This is a genomic window from Pseudoflavonifractor sp. An187 (assembly GCF_002160275.1).
GTDB lineage: Bacteria > Bacillota > Clostridia > Oscillospirales > Oscillospiraceae > Enterenecus > Enterenecus faecium.
In genome coordinates this window covers 244,836-258,442 of the sequence record NZ_NFKG01000001.1, presented here as the reverse complement: position 1 = coordinate 258,442, position 13,607 = coordinate 244,836, and the positions used below count along the sequence as shown (strand labels likewise).

The following is a 13,607-nucleotide window of genomic DNA, read 5'->3' as shown; positions in this document are numbered from 1 at the left end:
AAAGATCGGACTGGGATGAGAGAACATCCTGGTCCGATCTTTTTTGTGGTTATTTGCGCAGGTAACGGGCTACCGCCTGTTCCAGCAGCTGCTGCCCCTCTTTGGAGCGGAGCACATCCACCACAGCGTCGTGGACGGCCTGCTGGAAGCCAGCGCTTTTCAGAATGGGGTCCAGCATGGAGCCCTCCTTTACCGGGGAGGGACGGGATGCTGGGGCCCGCTTGGGCTGGGGTGGGAGATAGGGGGCGGGGTCGTCGTCGGGAATGGCCCCATTCATCCAGCTGTCCTGGGTGGTGGGATCATTGCTCTCCCCCCGGAGGTAGAACAGAGACACGCCAAAATAGGCGGCCATCTTCTTCTGCTGCTCCTGGGTGGGGGTCTGACGCCCCGTCTCGAACTTCTCCACAGCGGTTTTGGGCAGGCCCAGGGCCAGAGACAGCTCCGGGCGGCTCATGCCCTTTTGGGTGCGCAATTCTGTGATGCGCTGGGCCAAGGTAATCATAGAAAACGCTCCTTAAAATGCGTGTCCGATGTCGGTGCGGAAGTGCATGTCCGTAAAGGAGATGTGTTTGCCTGCCTCATAGGCGTTGGAAATGGCCTCCTCCAGCGTGGGGGCGGTGGTGGTGACACCCAGCACACGGCCGCCGTTGGTGACGTATTGGCCGTCTTTCAGAGCGGTGCCAGCGTGGAACACCACGGAGGTCTTACCGGCCTCCTCCAGCCCGGAGATGGGATAGCCCTTTTTGTAGTCCAGGGGATAGCCACCGGAGGCCAGCACCAGCACGCACCCGGCCTCCTTCTTCCACTGGATATCCAGCTGGTCCAGGGTGCCGTCCACACAGGCCTGGAGCACGTCCATCAAATCGGTGTCCAGCAGGGAGAGCACCACCTGGCACTCGGGGTCGCCAAAGCGGGCGTTGTACTCCACCACCCGGGGACCCTTGGGGGTGAGCATGAGGCCGAAGTAGATGACCCCGTGGAAGGGACGACCCTCCGCCTGAAGGGCGTCAATGGTGGGCTGGAAGATCTCCTCCATGCACTGCTTGGCGATCTCAGAGGTGTACTGGGGCGGGGGAGAGATGGCGCCCATGCCGCCGGTGTTGGGGCCCTGGTTGCCGTCAAAGGCTCGCTTGTGGTCCTGGCTGGCAGGCATGGGGACCACGTGCTTGCCGTCGGCAAAGGCCAGCACGGTGACCTCGGGACCCACCATGCACTCCTCGATGACCACCGTGGAGCCGGACTCGCCAAACTTCTTGTCTGCCATCATCTCGGTGGCGGCCTGTTTGGCTTCCTCTACGGTGGAGGCTACCACCACGCCCTTGCCCAGGGCCAGGCCGTCGGCCTTCACCACGATGGGAGCGCCCTGCTCCTCGATGTAGGCCAGGGCCTTGTCCAGCTCGGTGAAGGTGGCATAGGCAGCGGTGGGGATGTGGTACTTGGCCATCAGCTCCTTGGAGAAGGCCTTGCTGGCCTCAATGATGGCGGCGTTGGCCCGGGGGCCGAAGGCGGGAATGCCCGCCTCCTCCAGAGCGTCCACCATGCCCATGGCCAGGGGATCGTCCGGGGCCACCATGACGAAATCCATGTGGTGTTCCTTGGCCCAAGCCACCATGCCGGGCACGTCGGTGGCCTTGACATCCACGCAGGTGGCCACCTGGGCGATGCCGCCGTTGCCGGGGGCGCAGAACAGCTCGGTGACCTTGGGGGACTGGGCCAGCTTCCAGCAGATGGCGTGTTCACGGCCGCCGCTGCCCACTACGAGTACTCTCATGGGTTGACCCTCCTCTTAGTGGTGGAACAGGCGCATGCCGGTGAAGGCCATGACAATTCCATACTTGTTGCAAGTTTCAATGACGTTGTCGTCCCGGATGGAGCCGCCGGGCTGGGCGATGTACTCCACGCCGGACTTGCGGGCCCGCTCCACGTTGTCGCCGAAGGGGAAGAAGGCGTCGGAGCCCACGGACACGCCGTGCATCTGGGCAATCCAGGCCTTTTTCTCCTCGCGGGTCAGGGGCTCGGGCTTGACCTTGAAGGTCTCCTGCCACACGCCCTCGGCCAGCACATCCTCGTACTCGTCGGAGATGTACACGTCGATGGCGTTGTCCCGGTTGGGACGGCGGATGTTGTCCACGAACTGGAGGCCCAGGACCTTGGGGTGCTGACGCAGCATCCAGTTGTCTGCCTTGGAGCCAGCCAGACGAGTGCAGTGGATGCGGCTCTGCTGACCAGCGCCCACACCGATGGTCTGGCCGTTCTTGACGTAGCACACGGAGTTGGACTGGGTGTACTTCAGAGTCAGCAGGGCCAGGAGCAGGTCGTGGCGGGCGGCCTCAGGCAGCTCCTTGTTCTCGGTGACGATGTTGTCCAGCAGGCTCTCGTTGATCTCGAAGTTGTTGTAGCCCTGCTGGAAGGTGATGCCATAGATGTGGCGAGTCTCAATGGGGGCGGGCTCGTAGTTGGGGTCAATCTGCACCACATTATAGTTGCCCTTCTTCTTGGTCTTGAGAATGGCCAGGGCCTCGTCGGTGTAGCCGGGGGCGATGATGCCGTCGGAGACCTCCATGGCCAGGAACCGGGCGGTGGCCTCGTCGCACACGTCGGACAGGGCGGCCCAGTCGCCGTAGGAGCACAGACGGTCGGCGCCGCGGGCCTTGATGTAGGCGCAGGCGATGGGGGAGGTGTCAAAACCGTCGGCGAAGTAGATCTGCTTCTCCACATCAGTGAGGGGGGTGCCCAGAGCGGCACCGGCGGGGGAGACGTGCTTGAAGGAGGCGGCGGCGGGCAGGCCGGTGGCCTTCTTCAGGGCCTTCACCAACTGCCAGGAGTTGAGAGCGTCCATGAAGTTGATGTAGCCGGGCTTGCCGTTGAGGACGGTGATGGGCAGCTCACCCTCGTCCATGTAGATGCGGGCGGGCTTTTGGTTGGGGTTACAGCCGTATTTCAGTTCCAGTTCAGTCATGGATTAAACCTCCCAGTGTTTGTTGATGATGGAAGTCTCACAGTCTCCGGTCTCCAGGTCGATGTAGCGGACGAAGAGGGAGACCTTGTTCTCGTCGTTGAGGGACAGCCACAGGTCCCCGGCCAGGGTCTCGGCGTCCGGGGCGGTGATGGCCACCAGACGAGGCTCACCCTCGAAGGAGGGCAGGGGGTCCAGGTTCTCCTGATAGGTGTGGATGAAGTGTCCGGTGCCGGGCAGGGGAGCGTCGTACTCGTAGAAGTAGCGCAGGTTGCAATCGGGGTTGCCGTAGGCGGACTTGAGAATGGACAGCTTGTAGCTTCCGTCCTTGAGGAGCAGACCGGAGATGCGAGGGGTGTAGTTGGGGGGATCGGGCTCGAAGCAGCGGGAGCGCAGGGACTCGGCAAAGGTCTTGCCAGCCAGCAGGCCCTGCTGGATGGTGTCGGTCTGGTCGCCGTTGGTGACAATGGTGTCCTCGCCCACCTGGCGCACGGGGTGATAGATGATCAGGGAGGGGTCAGTCATCTTGCTCTCGTCATAGGCCCGGGTGCGGATGCCGTCGTCCGTCTCCTCGAAGATGCGGTTGCGGCTGTTTTCGCTGCGGCCCATGATGAAGTAGGCGATCACCGCATGCTTGTTGTCAGCGGTGCGGCCCAGCACGATGCCCCGGCCGGGGTAGGGGTTGCGGGACAGCTCCTGGCACAGATCCAAAGTTGTCATAGTGGTACCTCCTCAAAGTGTTGGTCAAAGAAAAAGGGCGCACCTATCCACAAAATAGGTGCGCCCAGACGGTCGGCATTTCTACGGCTATACTCCCTGTGGTCAACCCACTTCCGTCAGTCATATAGCCTGTTAACTATATCATGCCCTGAGCGCCTTTGTCAAGCTTGCGGGGGCAGAATGTGGACCACTCGGCCCTCTACATGGAGCCGATTTTGGCAGAATAGGGAGACGGCCTGGGGCAGGATGTGCCACTCGGCCTGCTCCATGATGCGACGCTGCAAGGTCTCGGGGGTGTCCCCCTCCTCCACAGCCACAGCCTTTTGCAGCACGATGGGGCCGCCGTCACACTCCTCGGAGACAAAGTGGACGGTGGCGCCGGACACCTTCACTCCGTACTCCAGGGCCTTCTCGTGGACGTGGAGGCCGTAGCAGCCCTCTCCGCAGAAGGAGGGGATGAGGGCGGGGTGGACGTTCAAGATGGCGTTGGGGTAGGCCTGCACCATCTCTTCGGTGAGAATGATCATGAAGCCTGCCAGCACCACCAGGTCAATGTCCAGCTCACGGAGCTTGGCCACCAGCGCCTGGGTCATGGCCTGGTTGGAGGGATACTCCTTGCGGGGGATGACATAGTGGGGAATCCCCGCCTTCTCCGCCCGTTCCAGGGCGTACGCCCCGGCCTTGGAGGAGATGACGGCGGCAATGGTGCCGCCGCCCAGCTCACCCCGGGCCTGGGCGTCAATGAGGGCTTGCAGGTTGGTGCCGCCGCCGGACACCAAAACGGCAATACGCTTTCCCATGGATTACACCAGTTCCACGCCAGCCTCGCCAGCCACCACGCTGCCGATCTGGTAGGCGGTCTCGCCAGCTGCGGCCAGGGCGTCCAGAGCGGCCTGAGCCTGAGAAGCGGGGACGGCCAGAATCATGCCGATGCCCATGTTGAAGGTGTTGTACATATCCCGAGCGGGGATGTTGCCCGCCTTCTGGATGAGGGAGAAGATGGGCAGGGTGGGGAAGGAGTCCAGCTTGATCTGGGCGGTGAGGCCGTCCACCATCATGCGGGGCACATTCTCATAGAAGCCGCCGCCGGTGATGTGGCTGACAGCGTGGACATCCACGCCAGCGCCCAGCACGGCCTTCACGGCCTTGACATAGATGCGGGTGGGCTCCAGCAGGGCCTCGCCCAGGCTCTTGCCGCCCAGCTCGTTCATGGGAGTCTTCAGGTCAGCGTGCTCCACGTCGAAGACCTTACGCACCAGAGAGAAGCCGTTGGAGTGCACGCCGGAGGAGGCCAGACCGATGAGCACGTCGCCCTCGGCCAGGGACTTGCCGTCGATGATCTTCTCCTCATCCACCATGCCAACGGAGAAACCAGCCAGGTCGTACTCGTCCACGGGGTAGAAGCCGGGCATCTCGGCGGTCTCGCCGCCTACCAGGGCGCAGCCAGCCTGACGGCAGCCCTCGGTGATGCCGGTGACGATGTCAGCGATGCGGGCGGGGTCATTCTTACCGCAGGCGATGTAGTCCAGGAAGAACAGGGGCATGGCGCCGCCGCAGATGATGTCGTTGACGCACATGGCCACGCAGTCGATGCCCACGGTGTCGTGCTTGTCCATGAGGAACGCCAGCTTCAGCTTGGTGCCCACGCCGTCGGTGCCGGACACCAGCACGGGCTTCTTCATGCCACTTATGTCGGGGGCAAACATGCCGCCAAAGCCACCCAGGGTACCCATGACCCCGGGAATGTAGGTGGATTCCACCATGGGCTTGATGCGGCGCACCGCCTCATATCCGGCGGTGACGTCCACGCCGGCAGCGGCGTAGGAGGCAGAGTGAGAGTCAGAATGATTCATGAAAATTACTCCTTTCCGTTCCAGCAGTAGGTGCACACCTTATCCCGGTCCAGGCCGATGGACTCCAGCAGGCCGTCCAGGGACTGATAGCCCAGGGAGTCAAAGCCCATCTTCTCGCAGATGGACTTGAGCATGCACTGGCCACGCTCGGTGTTGGCGTCGGCGTACTCCTCCAGATGCTTCTGACCCTCGTCGCCCTCCAGCTCCTGGATGGTGCGACGGGCCAGCAGGTCCATGTCGGAGTTGCCCCGGGAGAAGTTCAGATACTTGCAGCTGTACATGATGGGGGGGCAGGCGGAGCGCATGTGCACTTCCTTAGCCCCGGACTCGTAGAGGAAGTCCACGGTCTCCCGCAGCTGGGTGCCACGGACGATGGAGTCGTCCACGAAGAGAAGCTTCTTGTCCTGAATGAGCTCGGGCACAGGAATCTGCTTCATCTTGGCCACCTGGTTGCGCACCTCCTGGTTGGCGGGCATGAAAGAGCGGGGCCAGGTGGGGGTGTATTTCACGAAGGGGCGGGCAAACTGCTTGCCGCTTTTATTGGCATAGCCGATGGCGTGGGGTACACCGGAGTCAGGCACACCGGCCACGAAGTCCACGTCGGGCTGTACGCCTCGGGCCTCTTCGTCCCGGGCCATGATCTCGCCGTTGCGGTAGCGCATGACCTCCACGTTGACCCCCTCGTAGTTGGAGTTGGGGTAGCCGTAGTAGGTCCACAGGAAGGCGCAGATTTTCATCTCGTCGCCAGCGGGGACCAGAGTCTCAAAGCCGTCGGCAGTGACCCGGACAATCTCCCGGGGGCCCAGCTCGTAGGCATCCTCGTAGCCCAGCTTGTGGTAGGCGAAGGACTCAAAGGACACGCAGTGGCCCTCGGGGCCCTTGCCGATGAGGACGGGCAGACGGCCCAGGCGGTCCCGGGCAGCGATGATTTCACCGTGCTCGGTGAGAATGAGCAGGGTCATGGACCCTTCAATGAGCTCCTGGGCGTTGCGGATACCGTCAATGAGGTTGGTTTTCTGGTTGATGAGGGCGGCGGTGAGCTCGGTGGAGTTGACCTTACCGGAGCTCATGGCCATGAACTGGTGGCCGGGCTCGGAAAAATGCTCTGCCACCAGCTGGTCGGTGTTGGTGATGACGCCCACGGTGGTGATGGCGTACAGACCCAGGTGGGAGCGAACCAGCAGGGGCTGGGGGTCGGTGTCGCTGATGCAGCCGATGCCGCTGCAGCCGTGGAAGTCGTGGAGATCCTTCTCGAACTTGGTGCGGAAGGGGGTGTTTTCAATGGAGTGGATCTGACGCTGGAAGCCGTCGGCGGCGTCATGAATGATCATGCCGCCCCGACGAGTGCCCAGGTGAGAGTGGTAGTCCACGCCGAAAAAGATATCAAGAGTTACGTCCCGCTTGGAGACGGCGCCAAAAAAGCCTCCCATGCTGTTCCTCCTAGTAAATTACTTGCCCATGAGGCGGCGGCTCATCTCCTGATAAGCGCCCTCCACGTTGCCCAGGTCGCGACGGAAACGGTCCTTATCCAGCTTCTCGCCGGTCTTGGAGTCCCAGAAGCGGCAGGTGTCGGGGCTGATCTCGTCGGCCAGGACGATGGTGCCGTCGGAGGTCTTGCCGAACTCCAGCTTGAAGTCCACCAGGGTCACGCCGCACTCGGCCAGAGTCTTCTTCAAGAACTCATTGACGGCGAAGGCGTAGGTCTTGATCTGCTCGATCTCCTCCCAGGTGGCCAGCTTCAGAGCCACAGCGTGGTAGTCGTTGATGAGGGGGTCGTGGAGGTCGTCGTTCTTGTAGGAGAACTCGATGGTGGGCTGGTCGAACACAATGCCCTCTTCCACGCCGTAGCGCTTGGCGAAGGAACCGGCGGAGATGTTGCGGATGATGACCTCCAGGGGGACGATGGAAACCTTCTTCACGGCGGTCTCACGCTCATTGAGCTCTTCCACCAGGTGGGTGGGGACGCCGGCCTTCTCCAGCTGGGACATGAGGAAGTTGCTCATCTGGTTGTTGATGGCGCCCTTGCCCAGGATGGTGCCCTTCTTGGCGCCGTCAAAGGCGGTAGCGTCGTCCTTGTAGGAGACGATCACGATGTCGGGGTTCTCGGTGGCGAACACCTTCTTGGCCTTTCCTTCATACAGCTGTTCCAGTTTGTTCATGATAAATCGTCCTTTCTCTATCTCAAAGTGAATGAAATTACAGTTCAGCCAGTTCCTGCTGGAGCTTGTCTTCCTTGGCGGCGATCTGAGCGGCCATGATGTCCCGGTCAGCGTCCAGACGGGAGGCCAGCTCGTCGTCGGTGACAGCCAGAATCTGGGCGGCCAGCACAGCGGCGTTCTTGGCGCCGTTGAGGGCCACGGTGGCGACGGGGATGCCGCTGGGCATCTGGACGGTGGCCAGCAGAGCGTCCAGACCGTCCACAGCGCCGCCCTTGAGGGGGATGCCGATGACGGGGAGGGTGGAATTTCCGGCGAAAGCGCCGGCCAGGTGAGCGGCCATTCCGGCAGCGCAGATGATCACGCCAAAGCCGTTTTGACGGGCGGAGCGGGCAAACTCAGCGGCCTGGGCGGGCGTGCGGTGGGCGCTCATGATGTGGGCCTCGTAGGGAATGCCATAGTGGGCAAGCTGTTGACAGGCACCTTTCACCACGGGCCAATCCGAGTCAGAACCCATGATAACTGCAACTTTTTTACTCATTGTTCCATTCTCCTTTACAAAACGCATGCCAAAAATCAAACAGGCCAACCACGCACTTGTAGTCGGCCTGTTTGGATTATGGACGGAATTTGGACGCAGAGATGCCCTGAGACATGCCAGATGCAACAGAAAAATGCTCGGCCTTCACAGGGCAACACCTCTCTACAAAAAGTATCTTTATTCTATACACAAACGAGGGGGCAAATCAAGGTATAAAATTTTTTTCGTTAGCTTACACAATGGATTGCCTGCGGATTCTATAAGGGCTGGTTAGAATAACCCGGCTCGGTCCAGAATTTCCAGGGCGTCTTTGGCACGGCTGGCCCAGGAGGCGTTGCGGGCATAGTTCTGTCTGCGAGGGGCAGCCAGGGAGGACTCCTCCTCCAGCGCCCGGCGGCAGCGGCGCACAAATCCGGCGGAATCGTAGGCGGTGTACACCACGTCGGGGAAGGGCTCCACCTGATCGGGGTCAATCATGGTGACAATGGGCTTTCCCGAGGCCAAGTATTCGTACATGCGAGGGGGGATGATATCGCTGCCTTTGGTGTCGGTATGGAAGAGGTCAAAGAGCACGTCGCAGGCGAACAGGTAGTCGGGCAGCTCCACCGGATTGACAGGCCCGGCCAGGACAATGTTGGGATAGCGGCGCAGGCGGCTGCGTACCGTGGGGGTGACCCGGCCCATGAGCAGGAAGGTCCACTCCGGGTGGGTGTGAGCGGCCCGGAGCATGGGCTCCAGCTCAATCCGGCCGTTGATGTCTCCCACCCGGCCCAGAATCGGGGAGGGCAGCTGGGAGAGACAGAGAGGCACCGTGAGTCCGGGGCGGGTGAACATGCGGTCATTGACCCCGTTGGGCAGCAGGTGCACGCTGTCGTTGCAGGGGGAGAGGCGCTGGACCAATCCGGGCGAGGCGGCAAACACCACGTCGGCATGGCAGGTCAAATCGCTCTCTTCGTCCAGATAGTTCTCGTCCCACTCCCGGTAGCAGTCGTACACGAGGCCGCTGTATGCCAGTTGGTCCAGATGAACGGTCTGTTCTGGACTGGTGCACCACAGCACCGGCTCCCGAAAATGGTGGTGAATCAGGACCTTTTCCATAAAGTTGGCGCAGCGCTGCTCATCTCGCCGCTGCATGGAAGGGTGATTCCATCGGGCGAACATGGGAGCGGGAAGGGTATACACGGTAATATGGGGGCGCATCTTGCGGCCCTGCTTGGGAGTAGGCATCCCACGGGGGACGGGAGGCTCAAAAAAGAGAATTTGGATGTCGTTCATCCGAGCCAGCAGCTGCTGGGTGCGGTTGGGGCGAGCCTGCCATGGGGTGTGGGACAGGCAGAGAATTTGCTTCATGACACTCACCTCAAAAGATCACATGGAAATCTTCTTGCAAGTCTGGACAAAATACAGTAGAATAGACCATATTTTGTCTCACAGGAACAATTATACAATATGCTTGACCCCTGGGTCAAGGGAAGGAGTACCACTGTGCTGGAGTTGATACAACAATTGGACGAGGGGGCCCTGTGGTGGATTGCCCAACACCTGCGCATGGCCTGGTTGGACCCCCTGGTGATGTTCTACACCAATCTGGGCAATGGCGGCCTGTGCTTTATCGCCGTGGCCCTGCTGCTGTTGGCCTTTCGACAGACCAGAAAGGCAGGAGCTACCGCATTGACCGCCTTGGCGTTTGGTGCGGTGGTGACCAACCTGACCATCAAGCCGCTGATCACCCGGCCACGGCCCTGGGTGGTCATGGAGGACTTTGTGTGTCTGGTCACCAGTTCTGACCCCAATTCCTTTCCGTCTGGACACACCACGGCGGCCTTTGCCTTTGGCGTGGCGCTGTTTCTCACGATGAAGCCAAAATGGGCAAAGGCCGCAGCCCTGGTGGCTGCGGCCCTGATGGGGTTGTCTCGTCTGTATGTGGGGGTGCATTTTCCCACCGATGTGTTGACGGGAGCGGTGATTGGAACTTGCTGCGGTATCCTGGCCAGCTGGGTGGTCCGGCGGGTCAGTGAGCGGTGTTCTCGTCGGTGAGATAGGAGATCACCCACTGGGCCAGCAACAGACCTGCGCTGGCGGGCACCCACATGGAGCTGGCAGGAATGGAACGGCGGCCAGGCGGAGGCGTCTCCGTCCCGTCGTGGGCACGAGAGGGAAGCTCGGGGGAGAACACCACAGGGTGGTGGAGAATCCCCCGGGCTTTCAATTCTTTTCGCACCACCCGAGCCAGGGGACAGCCCTCAGTCTTGGACAGGTCTGCAATGCGCAGCTGCTGGGCGTCCAACTTATTGCCGGTGCCCATGGCGGAGATGATGGGGATGTTCCGGGCATGGGCGGTCTCAATGAGGTCCAGCTTGCAGGACACCAGGTCGATGGCATCCACGATACAGTCATAGGAGTGCTGGAAAAACGCCTCTCGGGTCTGGGCCTCATATCGGGCGGCCATGGGGTGGAGCTGGCAGGTGGGAGAGATATCAGCTAAGCGGAGGGCGGCAGCCTCCGCTTTTTTCATGCCTACGGTGGAGTGGAGGGCGAAGGCCTGGCGGTTGATGTTGCTCATGGACAGATCGTCCAGATCAATGAGGGTCAGTTCACCCACCCCGGATCGGCACAGGGCTTCGGCGCACCAGCTGCCCACGCCGCCCAGGCCGAACACGGCCACGTGGCTTTGCTGTAACCGCTCCATGGCGGCATCCCCCAACAGCATACGGGTTCGAATGAATTGGTCTTCCATGTCAGTTTGCCTCCTTTCTCAAAAATGCCAGCATTTTTGAGAGAAAATGCAGCCCGCTGCGTGCATAATTGGGTCAAAGAGCGACCCAATTCCACACTGGCGGGCTGAGAAGTGTTTTTTCCGATGCGCATGTCCCCGGAAAAAACGGATTTGAATTTATTTTCCCGCCTGTAGTCGGGAAAACTCTGCCGAGGGCTTTTGTCTATGCAATACCATCAGAACTTCTAGCTAGGTGTTTGCTTGCTTGACAGTTTAAAATTTCCCCGGCGTATTAGGATACGCCGGGGAAATTTGAAAATCAAGTGGAATTAGTAGCCAAAGTACTTGGCACCGTCAGCCAGAGCGGTGGCATAGGCATCGCCGCCCAGCAGCTCGTCAGACCAGTCGGTCATAGCGTCGCTGGTGAGAGCGGAACGGACGGTCTGCTTCCAAGACTCCTCTTCCCACTCCTGGAAGTAGGTGATGTGGTAGCCGAAGTAGGCGGAGGTGGAGTCGGGATTGTCCTGGTGCTGGACCATGGTCACGTCACCCGTGGCACGCTCCTCCTCAAACAGCCAGCTGTTCCGGTCGTCGTTGAGAGTGCCGGACTTCACGCCGGTGGTCACACCGCCGTTGGAGGCAGTGGAGCTTGCGGAGTACTCCTCAGCCAGCTTGCCGAAGGCCTCAGCGGTCTTGTCGCTCTCTTCCCACTTGGCCATGACCTCTTCGGCCTTGGCCTTGGCGGCGTCCCAGGCCTCCTGAGTGGGAGCCTCGGTGTTGCCGTCCTCGTCGGTGGTGGTCTCAGCCTTGATGAGAATGTCGCGGATGGTGGCGGGAGTGGTCTTGTCCTGATAGCGGTCGTGGAAGATCACCACGTAGTAGCCGGCGTCGGTGTTCTCCACCACGGCGCCCTGGTCCTTCTCCAGCTCCAGCAGCTTGTCCTTGTAGATGCTGGACAGGGAGGAGGCGCCTACCACAGTGGTGTGGTCAGCGGAGTTGCTGGGGGAGGTCTCAGAGATGAGCTTGGCCACATCGGTGCCCTCCTGGTAAGCGGCCAGAGCCTCGTCAGCTTTGGTCTTGGCGGCGGCCATGGCCTCTTCCTTCAGCTTGGAGATCTCGTCGTTGCTCAGGGTGTTGCCCTCGTCGTCGGTCTCCTCCACCTCGTCAGCCTTGAAGTAGAGGTAGGAGTACTTGAAGGTATCGGCGTCGTCTTTGTGCTCGTTGTAGTAATCCTCCAGATCGGTCTCGGTGAAGGACTCCTTGGTGTCGGTGTAGACATCATTGTAGTACTTGGTGGCCAGCAGGGAGCGGGCTTCCAGGTCCTCATAGACGCTGGGGGTGATGTACTGTCCATACATGGACTGGATATAAGCCTTGTAGGAGACAGCAGAGGTCTTGGCAGCGCTCTTGGTGGAGTCGATGCGCTCGTCCAGATCCTCCTGAATGTCGGACTTGGAGTAACCAGCCTCCACAGCGGCGTCATACAGAGCCTTGTCGTTCTGAGCCTGGCTCAGGGCGGACTCCAGGAAGAAGTCGCGGTAGGTCTTGCCCTCTTCCTCATCATACATCTGCTCGTTGTCGGGGGTGTTGGGGTCCACGGCGCGGTAGTAGTAGGCGTACATGTAACGGATGTTGTAATAATAGTAACCCAGCTCGGAGACGCTCACCTTGGTGTCACCAATGGTGGCGGCAGTGGCACGGCGCTGGAAGAAGCCAGAGTTCCAAGTAATCAGGGCAGCTACCAGAATGGCCACCACAACACCTATGGCGGTGTAGGTGCGCACCTTACACTTGTAGGCAGCTTGTTCGGAATAGGCTTTGGAGTTCTTGTCGGAAGGGGCAACGGTTTGGCGTTGCTTCTTCTCTCTGGATGCACTCATGGTATCAATCCTCTCAGTATTCAGTGGTATCCCCGGTGGGAAGAACGGCACACCACGTCTGAGAGATGTGCCGAACGGGCATATTATACCACGTGGGGCTGGCGTATGCAAGAAAAAATCGGAAATTGTCACAAGGAAAAAGGCGATGCAGATTCGCTCTGCATCGCCTGAGTCATCAAAGGGCCCCGCCATAGCCGTGCCACCCAATTAAAAACCTGCACGCAAATGCAGGTGGGTTGTCTCCATCTGGTTTCCTCACTTCCAACGTCCAAACACTCCAAAGAGGTCCGGGAGGCCTGCGATCCGCCAGATGAGGGGACATCCCGTTTAAAAGATGTGGGTTTTAAAAAGGTGGTCACGAGACAAGGCAGGGATCAATTACGAAAAAGGTTACTGGGCGTCCTCGTCGTCCTCGTTGAACAGCTGAGTCATAAACTGCTCGTAGACTTGGTCCAGCTCCTCCTGATCGTCAATGTCAGCCAGGATCTGCTCCCCGTTCTCCTCAGCCACGCGCAGGAGAATCAGGCCGAAGTCCTCGTCATCCTCGTCCATGTCAGCAGGGACAAAGGCCATGTAGGTGTTGTCCCGATACTCCAGTGTGCCCAGATGTTCCAATTCAAATTCGTTGCCGTCCTCATCGGTGACGGTGACGAAATCAGGTCCGTATTCTTCGCTCATGCCTATAAGTCCTCCTTAGGGCGTTTTCGGGCGAATGTCTTTCGCTGGCTTTATTGTAACTGCAACGGGGCGAAAATGCAAGGGGGAGAATTGAGAAAAGAAAATCG

14 protein-coding genes, 1 other RNA gene and 1 riboswitch are annotated in these 13,607 nt (G+C 60.2%); of the genes, 1 reads left to right on the top strand and 14 read right to left on the bottom strand.

Going from position 1 to position 13,607, the window contains the following annotated elements:
- Positions 1-49 precede the first annotated feature (49 nt).
- The 10 genes from B5F22_RS01290 to B5F22_RS01245 all read right to left on the bottom strand — a co-directional run bounded on the left by B5F22_RS01290 (position 50) and on the right by B5F22_RS01245 (position 9,576).
- Entirely contained in the window at positions 50-502 is a 453-nt protein-coding gene (locus tag B5F22_RS01290) for a helix-turn-helix transcriptional regulator (RefSeq protein ID WP_087229648.1), read from the bottom strand.
- Between the two features lie 12 nt (positions 503-514).
- Complete coding sequence (purD, locus tag B5F22_RS01285) at positions 515-1,771, bottom strand: phosphoribosylamine--glycine ligase (RefSeq protein ID WP_087389947.1); 1,257 nt, start codon at positions 1,769-1,771, stop codon at positions 515-517.
- Positions 1,772-1,786: 15 nt separating this feature from the next.
- The gene (locus tag B5F22_RS01280; protein WP_087229654.1) at positions 1,787-2,959 is read right to left on the bottom strand and encodes a phosphoribosylaminoimidazolecarboxamide formyltransferase; all 1,173 of its coding nucleotides are present in this window, start codon (positions 2,957-2,959) and stop codon (positions 1,787-1,789) included.
- A 3-nt stretch (positions 2,960-2,962) separates the two neighbouring features.
- The gene (locus B5F22_RS01275) at positions 2,963-3,676 is read right to left on the bottom strand and encodes an IMP cyclohydrolase (RefSeq protein WP_087229657.1); all 714 of its coding nucleotides are present in this window, start codon (positions 3,674-3,676) and stop codon (positions 2,963-2,965) included.
- 55 nt (positions 3,677-3,731) lie between these two features.
- Positions 3,732-3,810: riboswitch (ZMP/ZTP riboswitch) on the bottom strand.
- 27 nt (positions 3,811-3,837) lie between these two features.
- Positions 3,838-4,476: a phosphoribosylglycinamide formyltransferase gene (gene purN, locus B5F22_RS01270; RefSeq protein ID WP_087389942.1), complete on the bottom strand. Its 639-nt coding sequence runs from the start codon at positions 4,474-4,476 to the stop codon at positions 3,838-3,840.
- Between the two features lie 3 nt (positions 4,477-4,479).
- Positions 4,480-5,529: a phosphoribosylformylglycinamidine cyclo-ligase gene (gene purM, locus B5F22_RS01265; RefSeq protein WP_087389939.1), complete on the bottom strand. Its 1,050-nt coding sequence runs from the start codon at positions 5,527-5,529 to the stop codon at positions 4,480-4,482.
- 5 nt (positions 5,530-5,534) lie between these two features.
- Positions 5,535-6,959, bottom strand: coding sequence for an amidophosphoribosyltransferase (locus B5F22_RS01260; RefSeq protein WP_087229667.1), 1,425 nt, complete (start codon positions 6,957-6,959; stop codon positions 5,535-5,537).
- Positions 6,960-6,977: 18 nt separating this feature from the next.
- Positions 6,978-7,688 carry a phosphoribosylaminoimidazolesuccinocarboxamide synthase gene (gene purC / locus B5F22_RS01255; protein ID WP_087229670.1) on the bottom strand — a complete coding sequence of 237 codons (711 nt, stop codon included), beginning with the start codon at positions 7,686-7,688 and terminating at the stop codon, positions 6,978-6,980.
- A gap of 37 nt (positions 7,689-7,725) precedes the next feature.
- The gene (gene purE / locus B5F22_RS01250) at positions 7,726-8,226 is read right to left on the bottom strand and encodes a 5-(carboxyamino)imidazole ribonucleotide mutase (RefSeq protein WP_087229673.1); all 501 of its coding nucleotides are present in this window, start codon (positions 8,224-8,226) and stop codon (positions 7,726-7,728) included.
- 270 nt (positions 8,227-8,496) lie between these two features.
- On the bottom strand, positions 8,497-9,576 hold the full coding sequence (locus tag B5F22_RS01245; RefSeq protein WP_087389936.1) for a hypothetical protein: 1,080 nt from the start codon (positions 9,574-9,576) through the stop codon (positions 8,497-8,499).
- Positions 9,577-9,711: 135 nt separating this feature from the next.
- Between B5F22_RS01245 and B5F22_RS01240 the strand changes: the two genes are divergently transcribed.
- Entirely contained in the window at positions 9,712-10,263 is a 552-nt protein-coding gene (locus B5F22_RS01240; RefSeq protein ID WP_242955026.1) for a phosphatase PAP2 family protein, read from the top strand.
- Here the strand turns inward: B5F22_RS01240 and B5F22_RS01235 are convergent.
- From B5F22_RS01235 to B5F22_RS01220, 4 genes are all read right to left on the bottom strand, one after another.
- Positions 10,238-10,963 (bottom strand): tRNA threonylcarbamoyladenosine dehydratase, encoded by a 726-nt coding sequence (locus tag B5F22_RS01235; protein ID WP_087389930.1) that lies wholly within the window; start codon positions 10,961-10,963, stop codon positions 10,238-10,240. The genes B5F22_RS01240 and B5F22_RS01235 overlap by 26 nt on opposite strands.
- 308 nt (positions 10,964-11,271) lie before the next feature.
- Positions 11,272-12,822 carry a peptidylprolyl isomerase gene (locus B5F22_RS01230; protein ID WP_087389928.1) on the bottom strand — a complete coding sequence of 517 codons (1,551 nt, stop codon included), beginning with the start codon at positions 12,820-12,822 and terminating at the stop codon, positions 11,272-11,274.
- Between the two features lie 178 nt (positions 12,823-13,000).
- A non-coding RNA gene (gene ssrS / locus B5F22_RS01225) (6S RNA) lies at positions 13,001-13,199 on the bottom strand.
- A 13-nt stretch (positions 13,200-13,212) separates the two neighbouring features.
- Entirely contained in the window at positions 13,213-13,500 is a 288-nt protein-coding gene (locus tag B5F22_RS01220; RefSeq protein WP_087372818.1) for a DUF1292 domain-containing protein, read from the bottom strand.
- Between the last annotated feature and the right edge of the window lie 107 nt (positions 13,501-13,607).

What these genes read in the sequence shown, in the direction of transcription:
- purN (WP_087389942.1), bottom strand. Translation starts at nt 4,476, where the DNA reads ATGGGAAAGCGTATTGCCGTTTTGGTGTCCGGCGGCGGCACCAACCTG.
- B5F22_RS01290 (WP_087229648.1), bottom strand. Translation starts at nt 502, where the DNA reads ATGATTACCTTGGCCCAGCGCATCACAGAATTGCGCACCCAAAAGGGC.
- purM (WP_087389939.1), bottom strand. Translation starts at nt 5,529, where the DNA reads ATGAATCATTCTGACTCTCACTCTGCCTCCTACGCCGCTGCCGGCGTG.
- B5F22_RS01230 (WP_087389928.1), bottom strand. Translation starts at nt 12,822, where the DNA reads ATGAGTGCATCCAGAGAGAAGAAGCAACGCCAAACCGTTGCCCCTTCC.
- purC (WP_087229670.1), bottom strand. Translation starts at nt 7,688, where the DNA reads ATGAACAAACTGGAACAGCTGTATGAAGGAAAGGCCAAGAAGGTGTTC.
- B5F22_RS01245 (WP_087389936.1), bottom strand. Translation starts at nt 9,576, where the DNA reads ATGAAGCAAATTCTCTGCCTGTCCCACACCCCATGGCAGGCTCGCCCC.
- B5F22_RS01220 (WP_087372818.1), bottom strand. Translation starts at nt 13,500, where the DNA reads ATGAGCGAAGAATACGGACCTGATTTCGTCACCGTCACCGATGAGGAC.
- purD (WP_087389947.1), bottom strand. Translation starts at nt 1,771, where the DNA reads ATGAGAGTACTCGTAGTGGGCAGCGGCGGCCGTGAACACGCCATCTGC.
- purE (WP_087229673.1), bottom strand. Translation starts at nt 8,226, where the DNA reads ATGAGTAAAAAAGTTGCAGTTATCATGGGTTCTGACTCGGATTGGCCC.
- B5F22_RS01235 (WP_087389930.1), bottom strand. Translation starts at nt 10,963, where the DNA reads ATGGAAGACCAATTCATTCGAACCCGTATGCTGTTGGGGGATGCCGCC.
- B5F22_RS01260 (WP_087229667.1), bottom strand. Translation starts at nt 6,959, where the DNA reads ATGGGAGGCTTTTTTGGCGCCGTCTCCAAGCGGGACGTAACTCTTGAT.
- B5F22_RS01280 (WP_087229654.1), bottom strand. Translation starts at nt 2,959, where the DNA reads ATGACTGAACTGGAACTGAAATACGGCTGTAACCCCAACCAAAAGCCC.
- B5F22_RS01275 (WP_087229657.1), bottom strand. Translation starts at nt 3,676, where the DNA reads ATGACAACTTTGGATCTGTGCCAGGAGCTGTCCCGCAACCCCTACCCC.